Annotated in this window: 9 protein-coding genes; 7 read left to right on the top strand and 2 right to left on the bottom strand. The window is 43.7% G+C overall.

Annotation, left to right across the window (positions count from 1 at the left end; translation table 11 throughout):
- Window positions 1-2: 2 nt before the first annotated feature.
- From GDK41_RS15845 to can, 6 genes are all read left to right on the top strand, one after another.
- Window positions 3-926, top strand: coding sequence for a branched-chain amino acid transaminase (locus tag GDK41_RS15845; RefSeq protein WP_152087308.1), 924 nt, complete (start codon window positions 3-5; stop codon window positions 924-926).
- Between the two features lie 97 nt (window positions 927-1,023).
- Window positions 1,024-2,880 carry a dihydroxy-acid dehydratase gene (ilvD, locus tag GDK41_RS15840; protein WP_152087307.1) on the top strand — a complete coding sequence of 619 codons (1,857 nt, stop codon included), beginning with the start codon at window positions 1,024-1,026 and terminating at the stop codon, window positions 2,878-2,880.
- 2 nt (window positions 2,881-2,882) lie between these two features.
- Entirely contained in the window at window positions 2,883-4,424 is a 1,542-nt protein-coding gene (gene ilvA / locus GDK41_RS15835; protein WP_152087306.1) for a threonine ammonia-lyase, biosynthetic, read from the top strand.
- Between the two features lie 64 nt (window positions 4,425-4,488).
- Window positions 4,489-5,574: an ABC transporter substrate-binding protein gene (locus GDK41_RS15830; RefSeq protein WP_152087305.1), complete on the top strand. Its 1,086-nt coding sequence runs from the start codon at window positions 4,489-4,491 to the stop codon at window positions 5,572-5,574.
- 33 nt (window positions 5,575-5,607) lie between these two features.
- Window positions 5,608-6,810 (top strand): methyltransferase, encoded by a 1,203-nt coding sequence (locus tag GDK41_RS15825; RefSeq protein WP_152087304.1) that lies wholly within the window; start codon window positions 5,608-5,610, stop codon window positions 6,808-6,810.
- Window positions 6,798-7,451, top strand: coding sequence for a carbonate dehydratase (can, locus tag GDK41_RS15820; protein ID WP_152087303.1), 654 nt, complete (start codon window positions 6,798-6,800; stop codon window positions 7,449-7,451). The genes GDK41_RS15825 and can overlap by 13 nt, the downstream gene beginning before the upstream one ends.
- A gap of 6 nt (window positions 7,452-7,457) precedes the next feature.
- On the opposite strand, the gene ubiK is transcribed toward can, so the two are convergent.
- Window positions 7,458-7,721 (bottom strand): ubiquinone biosynthesis accessory factor UbiK, encoded by a 264-nt coding sequence (gene ubiK, locus GDK41_RS15815; RefSeq protein WP_152087302.1) that lies wholly within the window; start codon window positions 7,719-7,721, stop codon window positions 7,458-7,460.
- 117 nt (window positions 7,722-7,838) lie between these two features.
- On the opposite strand from ubiK, the gene rep reads away from it, so the two are divergent.
- On the top strand, window positions 7,839-9,854 hold the full coding sequence (rep, locus tag GDK41_RS15810; protein ID WP_152087301.1) for a DNA helicase Rep: 2,016 nt from the start codon (window positions 7,839-7,841) through the stop codon (window positions 9,852-9,854).
- Here the strand turns inward: rep and GDK41_RS15805 are convergent.
- A complete protein-coding gene (locus GDK41_RS15805) occupies window positions 9,843-12,416 on the bottom strand; it encodes a bifunctional diguanylate cyclase/phosphodiesterase (RefSeq protein WP_152087300.1) in 2,574 nt (857 codons plus the stop codon). The two genes, rep and GDK41_RS15805, sit on opposite strands and share 12 nt — an antisense overlap.
- Between the last annotated feature and the right edge of the window lie 122 nt (window positions 12,417-12,538).

Raw genomic sequence — 12,538 nt, 5'->3', positions numbered from 1 at the left:
TAATGACAAAAACATCGGAATTAATTTGGCATAACGGTGAGATGATCCCATATGAGCAAGCAACAACACATATTTTAAGCCATGCGATACATTATGGTAGCTCAGTGTTTGAAGGCGTTCGCGCATATGATACGCCAAAAGGTCCGGCGATTTTCCGTCTTAAAGATCACATTAAGCGTCTTTATGATTCAGCGAAAATCTACCGCATTGAGATCCCGTTCACTGAAGATGAACTGATGCAGGCATGTAAAGATGCAGTAAAAGCCAACGGTTTTACTAACGCTTATTTACGTCCTTTCGCATTTTTGGGTAATGTGGGTTTAGGAGTTCATCCTAAATCTCATAAAGCGGATGTAAGCGTTGCTGCAATGGAGTGGGGCACATACTTAGGTGATGGAAGCTTAGAAGAAGGGGTGGATGCGTGTATTTCATCGTGGACACGACTTGCGCCAAATACCATGCCTACAGGTGCTAAAGCGGGTGGTAATTATTTGTCATCACAACTTATTACGGCTGAAGCAAAGCGCCACGGTTATGTTGAAGGTATCGCCCTTGACGTCAACGGTTACTTAAGTGAGGGGGCGGGCGAAAATCTATTTGTTATTAAAAATGGCGTGCTATTCACTCCACCAACTACGGCTTGTATCTTACCTGGTTTAACGCGTGACACTATTATGCAACTTGCAAGAGCGCGTGGCTATGAAGTGCGTGAAGAAGCGATTGCACGTGAAGCACTGTATCTTGCAGATGAGTTCTTTATGACAGGTACCGCGGCAGAGGTGACACCAGTACGTAGCGTTGACCAAATTCAAATTGGTGACGGTAAGCGCGGACCTATCACCGCAGAGCTACAACAAGCATATTTTGATTTAGTGAAAGGCCAAAGCGAAGACAGCAATGGCTGGTTAGACTATATCAACGAGTAATAAAAAATTGGTAGGGTCATCATCGGGTGACCCACTTTTTGGGAATGAGGAAAAGTCGTTGCTAAGTGAGGCATCGCATAATTAAAGGGTAAAAACCATGGCTAAATTGAGAAGCAAAACCACCACTGAAGGCAGACAACGTGCAGGTGCTCGCGCCCTGTGGCGAGCAACCGGGATGACCGATAGTGACTTTGAAAAACCAATTATAGCCGTGGTGAATTCGTATACCCAATTTGTACCAGGCCACGTTCATTTAAACCAGCTCAGTGAACTAATGGCAGAAACGATTCGAGACGCAGGCGGTGTACCTAGAGAGTTTAATACCATCGCGATAGATGATGGTATCGCAATGGGCCACGGCGGTATGCTTTATTCTCTTCCCTCTAGAGACTTGATTGCCGACTCAGTTGAATACATGGTCAATGCTCATTGTGCCGATGCCATGGTCTGTATCTCTAACTGCGACAAAATCACGCCGGGGATGTTACTTGCTGCGCTGCGTTTAAATATTCCAGTGGTGTTTGTTTCTGGTGGACCAATGGAAGCAGGAAAGACACGTCTAGCAGATATTGATATCAAACTAGATTTAGTCGACGCGATGGTGAAAGGCGCTGATCCGAGTGTTAGCGATGAAGATTCCGATCAAGTAGAGCGCTCAGCCTGCCCGACGTGCGGTTCATGCTCAGGAATGTTTACTGCTAACTCTATGAATTGTTTGTTAGAGGCTCTGGGTCTCGCATTACCGGGTAATGGCACAACACTGGCCACTCACAAAGACAGACAGCAACTTTATGAAGCCGCTGGCAAACGTATTTTGGCACTTTGCGATGAATATTATCGCAAAGATAATGATGGCGTATTACCAAGAAACATAGCGAACCAAGCCGCTTTTGTGAATGCGATGACGTTAGACATTGCGATGGGCGGATCTTCGAATACGGTGCTGCATTTACTCGCTGCGGCACAAGAAGGTGGTGTCGATTTTGATATGAGTGATATTGACCGACTATCTCGAAATACCCCATTTTTATGTAAAGTTGCCCCAGCCACCCAGCAATATCACATTGAAGATGTACACCGTGCAGGTGGCATCATGGGGCTGTTAAACGAGCTTGCAAAAGGTGAGCGACTTGATTTAAGTGTGGGTCATGTTGCTGGAGGCACTTTGGGCGAGGTGATCAAACGTTGGGACGCCTCAGACAGCAGCAATAGCAAAGCGCAAACGTTTTATCGCGCGGGTCCTGCGGGGATTCGTACAACCAAAGCGATGAGCCAAGAGTACCGTTGGGATGAGTTAGATTTAGACCGAGAAAATGGCTGCATACGCAGTATTGAGCATGCATTTAGACAAGATGGTGGCCTTGCTGTGCTGTCGGGTAACCTCACTCCCGATGGGTGTATTGTAAAAAGCGCGGGTGTGGTAGATGAAATGCTAAATTTCACCGGGCCGGCCGTGGTATTTGAGTCACAAGATGACGCTGTAGATGGCATTTTAAATGGCCGTGTGAAAAAAGGCGATGTGGTTGTTATTCGTTACGAAGGTCCAAAAGGCGGACCAGGCATGCAAGAAATGCTCTATCCTACCAGTTACCTCAAGTCTATGGGATTAGATAAAGACTGTGCTCTGTTAACCGATGGCCGTTTTTCTGGTGGTACATCAGGGTTATCTATTGGTCATGCTTCTCCAGAGGCTGCCAGTGGTGGTGCATTGGCATTGGTGGAAGATGGGGACTTAATTCAAATTGACATACCTAATCGTGGGATCCACCTATTGCTTGACGAGCAGCAAATGGCGCAGCGTAGAGCAAAACAAGAAGCGCGTGGTAAAGATGCATACAAGCCATTAGACCGTCAGCGTGTAGTGTCGTCGGCCTTGAAGGCTTATGCATTATTAGCAACCAGTGCAGATAAAGGTGCGGTACGTGATTTGGCTAAGTTAGAGGAGCTAAGCTAGCCATGGTATCGCAAGAATTAGATTACTTTAGAGCGATTATCCAAGCGGATATGTCGCCTTTGGCTAAAGTCACAGAAGTTAGCGAAATGAAAGGCTTGTCAGAGCGTTTAGGTCAACAGGTATGGCTTAAGCGTGAAGATCAGCAACCTGTGTATTCTTTTAAACTGCGTGGCGCATATAACAAGCTTCGCCAGTTACCCGAAAATAGCTTAGTGATCACCGCGTCAGCGGGAAATCATGCACAAGGCGTCGCGCTTAGTGCTGCGCATTTAGGGCATAGAGCAATTATAGTGATGCCAGTAACCACCCCAGAGATCAAGGTGAACTCAGTACGTAATTTGGGGGGAGAAGTTGTGCTGCATGGTCATAACTTTGATGCTGCCAAAGCGCATGCGTTTGAGTTAATTGAAGAGTATGGGGCGGTGTTTATCCCTCCTTTTGATGACAAAGATGTGATTGTCGGCCAAGGTACGGTGGCCCGTGAATTAATGCAGCAGTTACATGAACTTGATGCCGTATTTGTGCCTGTTGGCGGCGGAGGCTTACTGGCGGGAATGGCGGTATACATCAAGTCATTACGACCCGATATCCAAGTTATCGGTGTAGAGGCGCAAGAAAGCGCCTGCTTGAAAGCGGCGATGGAAGCGGGAGAGCCTGTTGAACTTGAGCAAGTCGGGGGGTTTGCGGATGGTGTTGCAGTAAAAATTATCGGTAGTGAGACTTTTCGGCTCGCTCAGAAGTTTTGCGATCAGGTGGTTACCGTAACCAGTGATGAGATCTGTGCTGCCGTACAAGATATTTTTGTAGAAACACGCGCCATAGCAGAGCCATCAGGAGCGTTATCTCTGGCTGGTTTAAAAAAATGGAGCCAACAAGGTAAACGTGCAGGCCTTAATTTGGCCGCGGTGCTTTCTGGTGCCAATTTGAACTTTGATAGGTTACGCTACATCGCGGAGCGCACAGCGCTTGGTGCAAAAAATGAGGCGTTGTTCGGGGTGACTATTGCCGAAGAAAAAGGCAGCTTTAAGCGCTTTTGCCAATCTTTAGGTGGTCGTTCAATCACAGAGTTCAATTATCGCTATGCCGGTGAAGGGGACGCACAAATTTTTGTGGGTGTTGGTTTACGTGGTGGGCAGATAGAATTAGATGAACTAAAGAGTCAACTTTATAAAAATGGCTATGCATTTGAGGACTTTTCTGACAATGAGTTGGCCAAGCTGCACTTGCGTTATATGGTCGGTGGTAAACCGCCCGTCGCCATTCATGAGCGATTGTTCCGTTTTGATTTTCCTGAATATCCTGGCGCGTTGGCACGGTTTTTAGATACGTTGGGTAGTGAATGGAATATTACGCTGTTTCATTATCGTAATCATGGCGCCGCTGAGGGGAATGTATTGGCTGCTTTTGATGTTCCGACTCAAGATTATGCCTTGTTTGATAGTCACCTCTCAAAGCTTGGGTATCACTACAGCGAAGAAACGTATAACCCGTGTTTTGCGCGGTATTTGCAAAAGCCTGTCGCAGCACAAAGAAAAGCGGGTTAGTTTGCAATTAAGGTGTGCTTTTCTATAGTTATGATTACACCATCATAACAAAGCAAGGAAGAGTATGCGCGGCTTAGCGTATATTATGGTACTGCTATTCAGCTGCTTTAGCAGTGCCAAGGAAAACGTCGTGCTGCAATTGAAGTGGGTTCATCAATTTCAATTTGCAGGGTATTACATGGCCAAAGAGAAAGGCTTTTACGAGCAGGCAGGGCTAAACGTAACTATTCTGCCAGCCGATACCAGCAGTCCAGATACGCACTTTAAAGTACTAGCAGGTCAAGCGCACTTTGGAGTGACACACTCAGGCATATTACAATCACGCATACAAGGTAAGCCATTGGTCGCACTGGCTGCTATTTTACAATCTTCGCCCTATTGTTGGATGGTCAAAGAAGACTCTCAGATATATACACCTAAAGATTTCAAAGGTAAGCGTATCAGTTATTTGGGTAAGGCTGAAAATGCTGAATTGATAGTGATGCTAAGGCAGGCTGGAGTCGATATTGCGCAGTTGCCACTTTATTCTGGCTTGTATCCAATGGCAGACTTTGAAAAAGGACTCTTTGATGCCTTGCAAGTTTATGTGACCAATGAGCCATTTAAGATGCGGCAAAAGGGGGTTGCAACACGGCAGATATGTCCAAAACAATATGGTATCAATGTTTATGGCGATATCTTGTTTACCAGCCAAAACCTCATTGCACAAAAGCCCGCGATGGTAGAAAAATTTCGTCAGGCAAGTTTAAGAGGTTGGCGTTACGCGATGCTGAATATGAATGAAAGCATTGATGTGATCAGAAGTAAGTATAACCCCGACAAGAGTAAGGAGCAGCTTGCCTATGAAGCGGATACGTTGCGCCCCTTTATTACTCAAGCGGGTATTTCAATAGGTAGTATGTCTGTGGCTCGCTGGCAGTGGATTGCACAGCTCTATGGTTACTCACAAGGCAGTGATGAAAGCCTTTTGGATAATTTCGTGTATCATCCAAAAACCAATCAAGAATCTAATCAGTGGTCATGGATGCTGATAGCAGCCTCTATTTTGACTTTTTTGTGTATTCCTTTATATCTGCATTTGATTTTTTCGCGTAATTTGAAGTACCGCCTCAAGCATAAAACACAACCGGGCAAAAAAGAGGTAGAATAGCGTTTTTGCAATGTGTGTTTTACGCCTTTGAGTATGCAGTTACAGACCCGATTTAATAGCCTCGATGCCTTACTTTCTAAGACGAAAGCTTTCTGGCAACTAGTGGCTTTTGAAGCATATGATTTACCATGGAGTGGTCAGTTAAACGCTTGGTTGATGTCGCTCAGTGATGAGCAAGTCTCTCAATTAGATAATGATCCGACTCAGTTGCAACATGCTTTAATCGCTTTCATACCAGAGCTTGCTCAATTGAATTCGTTGCTGCAATTACCTTATCAAAAGCGCGATGTAATGCCGTTACCGTTTTGGTTAAGCAATGGGATCAAAGGAAGAAAGTTACTGCAGTTGCAGGACTTTGTTAACCACATTGATGAGCAACAGCTACCAGTTTTGGAGTGGTGTGCTGGAAAGGGGCATTTAGGGCGTATTCTCGCATTCAATGGTGCGCCACATGTTCATAGTATTGAGCTACAGGCGGCTTTGTGTGAGCAAGGTCGACACAGTGCTGAAACACAAAATTTAGCAATGACTTTTAGTTGCGCTGATGTGTTAAAAGATGACACTCGAACATGTTTTGAACCTGAACAGCATGCTGTAGCCCTGCACGCCTGTGGGCGACTGCATCAAGTTTTCATGGCGAACGCGGTACAAGCTGGCTGTGAAAAAATCAGCTTATCGCCATGTTGTTATCATTTGTTCACTGATGATAGCTATCAAGCCATGAGTGAAGTGGGCAAGCATAGCACATTGGCGCTAACGCATAGTGATATGAAACTGGCATTACAAGAAACTGTGACAGCCCCTGGGCGGGTCGCAAAAGTGCGCAAAAAGGAAGTTACTTGGCGCTTAGGTTTTGATGCTTTGCGCCGCGATATAACAGGAATAAGCGAGTATGTCAGCGTACCTTCTGTGAATAAAGCTATTTTCTCAGGGTCGTTTGAGCAATTTTGTCAGTGGGCGGCCAAACAGAAGAAAGTGGTACTGCCTCGTGAGTGTAACTATGAGTTGTATCTTCAAAAGGGCCAGCAACGTAAAAAAATAACAGATAGAATTGAGCTCGTACGTCATGCTTTTCGACGTGCCATTGAGATATGGCTAGTCCTTGATAGGGCTTTATATTTAGAGGCATCAGGGTATGATGTTGCTCTTAGAGAATTTTGTGATAAACAGCTAACGCCGAGGAATATTTTGATCCAAGCGAAGGCTAAAGATAAGGAAAGCCGATGTGCTCGCTAGATCATCTTTTAAGTAATAATCAACAATGGGCAAAACGCACCCAGCAAAGAGATCCTGAGTTTTTTACAAAGCTCTCTAGGCAGCAGAACCCTGATTATCTATGGATTGGCTGCTCTGACTCTCGCGTGCCTGCCAATGAAATCGTTGACTTAATGCCTGGCGAGTTATTTGTGCACCGTAATGTTGCTAATGTGGTTGTGCACACAGATCATAACTGTTTGTCTGTTATGCAGTATGCCGTTGAAGTGCTTAAAGTTGAGCACATTATGGTGGTAGGGCACTATGGGTGTGGCGGTGTGCAAGCGGTTTTAGATGAAGCGCGCTTTGGTCTTATCGACAATTGGTTGCGTCATGTGGCAGATGTAAAAGAGAAACATCAAGCATTACTGACATCAATTACACAACGTAAGCGTTGTGCGGCCTTGTGTGAGCTTAATGTGATTGATCAAGTACGCAATGTTTGTTTGACCAATGTGGTGCAAGACGCATGGGCTCGTGAGCAAGCCTTAACTATTCACGGCTGGGTGTATGGCCTAGAAGATGGCTTATTACATGAGGTGCAAGCGCAAACGTCACTGCCAGAGCATATCAATGCAGGATATACTCAAGCAGTTGAGCAAGTGGCAAAACGATACTTATAGTACGACTTACTCTGAATCGTCAGCTTGCTCTAGTTTAGCTTCTAGAGCAGCGACTTTTGCTTCTAATTCTGTTAATTTTTCACGGGTGCGAATAAGCACTTTACTTTGAATATCAAACTCTTCTCGGCTAACAAAGTCCATCTCCGCCAGTTTATTCTGAATGACCTGTTTGGTCTTTGCTTCAAATGTGTCGGCTAAATTTTTCACACCTTGTGGCATGTTGCTGGAAATTTGCTTGGCGATTTCTTCAATTTTTGCTGGGTTAATCACTTTAGATCCCTTATTCAAATAGGCTTGCAACCATATTAGCAAATGCTTTGCTTAGCGCCTAGGCGCGCATTGTGCTTTGCGTTAAAATAGTGGTTTGGTAGTTCAACTGGCGCAATAATGAAACTCAACCCCAAACAAGATGAAGCCGTTAAGTATATCAGTGGCCCCTGTTTAGTCCTAGCAGGTGCTGGGTCGGGCAAAACACGTGTAATTACAAATAAAATTGCCTACCTAGTGCAGCAATGTGAGTACCAAGCAAAAAATATCGCGGCGGTAACTTTTACTAATAAAGCAGCTAAAGAAATGCGCGAGCGCGTAGCGCAGACATTAGGTAAGCGAGAATCTAAGGGGTTGTGGGTTTCGACATTTCATACTTTGGGCTTAGAAATTATAAAGAAAGAGCTTAAAACACTTGGATATAAAGCGAATTTCTCTTTATTGGACGACCAAGATACCAACCAATTGCTCAGTGAACTGACGGAAAAAGAGCTAGAAAAAGATAAAGACTTACTCAACTTGCTTAAGATGCAAATTGGCAATTGGAAAAATGAACTTATTTTACCGCAGCAAGCGATTGCTCAAGCCAGAGAGCCACAAAAAGCCTTATTTGCACAATTATATGCCCGTTATCAAACTCAATTGAGGGCTTACAATGCCTTCGATTTTGATGATTTGATCATGGTACCCACATTATTATTGTCGCAAAGTGCAGATGTCAGGGAGCGCTGGCAAGCGCGCTTTCGTTACTTGCTGGTGGATGAATATCAAGACACGAATACGAGTCAGTATCAACTGGTTAAACTATTAGTTGGTGAGCGAGCACGCTTTACTGTAGTCGGTGACGATGACCAATCTATTTATTCATGGCGTGGTGCAAAACCCCAAAACTTGGTGTTACTGTCTAAAGACTTTCCCGGATTACGGTTGATCAAATTAGAACAAAACTATCGTAGTTTTAAACGTATTTTAAAAGCAGCGAATATTCTTATCGCGAATAATCCGCATGAATTTGATAAACAATTATTTAGTGAGCTTGAAAATGGTGAGCCAATTCGTGTGATCGCAACACGTGATGAAGAGCACGAAGCTGAGCGGGTGGTGGCCGAGATCATCTCCCATAAATTCATGAAGCGTACGAGCTATAAAGATTATGCGATTTTATATCGAGGTAACCACCAAGCTAGAGTGTTTGAAAAATCTCTAATGAGCAACCGTATTCCGTATAAGATCAGTGGTGGTATGTCGTTTTTCTCGCGCAGTGAAATTAAAGATATTATGGCTTACCTGCGGTTATTGGTTAACCAAGATGATGACAACGCATTTTTGCGGATCGTGAACACGCCAAGGCGAGAAATAGGTCCCGTGACCTTGGAGAAATTGGGCAGCTTGGCAAATGAAAAACACATCAGCTTGTTTGAAGCGTGCTTTGACTCGCAATTGGCTGAACGTTTAGCTGGTCGAGGTTTGAATGCGTTAATGGGCTTTGCTCGTTGGGTAGTCGAATTGTCTGATAGAGCGGCTCGCGGTGACACATTAGAGGCGGTGAAAGACATGGTTCGTCAGACGCATTATGAAGCCTATTTATATGAGTCGTCGCCAAGCGCTAAAGCTGCAGAAATGCGTATGAAAAATGTCTCGGAGCTGTATCGTTGGATCACAGATATGCTTACGGGGGATGCTGATAATCCAGCTATGACATTGCCTGAGGTTGTCAGTAAATTAACGCTTAGAGACATGCTAGAGCGTAATGAAGAGGAAGATGATTCGGATGCGGTGCAGTTACTCACTTTGCATGCGTCCAAAGGCCTGGAATATCCGCATGTATTTATGGTGGGAATGGAAGAAGGGTTTTTGCCGCATCAAACCAGCATAGATGAGGATAACGTTGAAGAGGAGCGCCGTCTTGCTTACGTTGGTATCACTCGCGCGCAACAAACATTGACGTTGACTCATGCAAAAAACCGTCGACAATTTGGTGAAGTTGCAACCCCTGAAATCAGTCGTTTTGTACAAGAGCTTCCACAAGATGACTTGAGCTATGAAGGGCAGAAAAAAACCATCGCTTCGCAATCTGAACGAATGGAGAAAGGCCAAGCGAGGGTGGCTAATTTAAGGGCTATGTTAAAACGATAGCGTTTCTTGGTTGATACCCTGAAGCTTTTTGCAAGACAGCTCAGGCTCATGGCCAATCGTGTGCTGTTTGCCAAAAAATAACCTAATGCCATGGCTCTCAAGTAATCCGCGAAAGTTTAAAATAGCAGGACCTTTGGCAATGACTTGAGTGTGTTTTAATTTTGTGACGGCCAAGATGCCTTGCAGCTGTAAATCATAACTGTGTTGTTGAAGTACGCGTTTACTGAATGTTGAGCTTAATAGCACATAGCTAAAGTCAAACTGGGTCAGCATCGCTAAGTCACAGCGATCTTTAGCAAAATCATTAAGCCCTATGGAGCTACCCATATCACTGAGACTTTTTAAATTCTCTAGTTGTTGGCTGGATGCATGGCGTAATTCAGCTTCATCAAATAGTAAGCACAGTTGTTGTGTTGCCGTTTTTAACAATTTGCATAGAGGTGAAAAGGCTTGATGGTCCAACACACTCACCGAACAGGAAAACAATAAATTTTGCGACTGGGTGTTACCAATTTGAATAACCTGCTGAATAAGTTGTAACTCAATCTCTAATTGTTCTGCGCTTTCTGCGGCAAATTTTTTCAATATGTCGAAGCTCGTACTGCCCAGCACTGGATGCTCACCAAAAGCATTCAACAGGCTTATATTATCTGCTTTATCAGTCATTGAAATCACTTCAGTACGTCTGAAGTGTGTTGGGAGGGCCCCTAAATGATGATGCTCGATATGTTTGTTATTGTTATTTCCTGCCGTTAACAAAGGGTGATAAAACTCATAACGGCCTCGACCTGCATTTTTTGCATAATACATAGCAGCATCGGCATCACGAATAATTTCATCGATATTATTGTAGCGTTTATTACTGTATGTAATGCCAATACTTGCGCCACTTTGAACGCAGATCCCTTTCATACAAAATGGTTGTTGCATGATACTAATAATGCGCTTGGCTACATCTTCAGCTTGCTGCTTATCACTCAAGTGATCAAGTAAAATAACAAATTCATCGCCGGCTAAACGTGCTAATAGGTCATGATCTCTAATACAATCAGAGAAGGCTTTACTGACCCAAATTAAAAACTGATCGCCAGCCTGATGCCCTAATTCATCATTGATCATTTTAAACTTGTCTAGATCAATAAATAAGACCGCAAAATGGTGATCAGGGTGGCGCTGGTATTTATGCAGTGTTTTTTCTAATTGTGTGAGGAATAAGCTTCTATTAGGTAAACTGGTTAACGGATCATGATGGGCATCATGGTACAGCTGCTGCTCTATTTTTTTACGTTCTTCAATTTGCATTTGTAGATGCAAGTTGGTTTGTTGCAGTGCCTTGGTTTTTTCTGCAACGCGATGCTCAAGCTCTTGGTGGCTGGTTTTTAACGCCTGATTAGCCAAGTGGGTTTGTAATACCGAAGCAATTTGATTAGATACAAAGGAAATTAACTCAACATCATCATAATCAAATTCATATTTATGGTTGTATGCTTGGCATGCTATAAGTCCAATGACTCCATTAGCGGTTTTCAGGGGGGCGCCCATCCAGCTGGTTGCTAATTGAATTTTATTATAGTCTTTTGCTCGCTCAACAGTACCATCGCTGATCAGTGTCTTGGCACGATTAGTATCGATTAACTGGCTTTGTTCCGTGCGTATTACCAATTCACTGTACCCTTTGGCAAACGGACGAGGTTTGTACTGCGTTACTTCATCCACACTGTAAGGAAAGCTTAACCAGCCAGCATGTTTGTCATACAATGCAATATACAAGTTCTCGGCAAACGTAATAGAGCGAATAATGTAGTGTACTTGTTTGTACACATCGTCAATGTCATTAAACTGAGTCGCCAGTTCGGATATTTTGAACAAGATTTGTTGGCGTTCTAGGGCCTTTTTACGATGTTCGATTTCTTTATTGAGCGCTTCATTACTTTGCATTAATGCACGTGTACGAATTTTAACTTCAGACTCTAGCAATTCACGCTTTTTCACTCGTTCAATTGCCGTCGCTAAATAAAGTGACATAACTTCAAGCAGCTCGATCTGTTGCTCGCTATAACCTTGCTGAGCTTGATAGCTTTGTGACACCATCACACCAATGATGTGATTATCACGATAAATGGGTACGCCCACCCAATGTTCAGCTTGGCTACCAAGTGCTTTAAAAAAGCCTTTCTGGGTCTGTTCAAGCATCGTTTCTTTGGTTAGGTAAACAGTTTTACCTGTTCTAAATACATAGCCCGTCACCCCCTCAGAAAAGTGGCTTTTCTCGTTTAGTGGGACAGCGATACCATCTTTTTCGTCAACAAAATAGGATAGTTCTAATGCTTGGGTATATTGATTTTGTAAAACAACATAAAAACTGCGGCTAGGAAGATATTGTACCAAGATGTCATGAATGGCAGGGTAGAGCAAAGTCAGCTCAGCAACGGTGCTTGCTCGCTCTGACAGCAAGATCAGGGCGTGTTGTAGGTTATTGTTCTGCTTGTGCTTTTTTAGTAGAAACTTGAGTCTTTTGTTATTACGCTCAAGCTTACGAAGCAAAGACGCGGGATCTTCCAATGATTTAACCCATAGTTATTATTATTTGCTCAATTATTATTCGTATATTTTCATTTTTATTGTTAGGGGTCAAGTGCAATCTGGCAGGTGGTAGTTGAGCTTTTTTAATACACTAGAATAAT

This window comes from Pseudoalteromonas sp. A25, from assembly GCF_009176705.1.
In the GTDB taxonomy this organism is placed as follows: Bacteria; Pseudomonadota; Gammaproteobacteria; order Enterobacterales; family Alteromonadaceae; genus Pseudoalteromonas.
The sequence above is the reverse complement of the archived record's forward strand: the minus strand, read 5'-3'. Positions and strand labels throughout refer to the sequence as shown.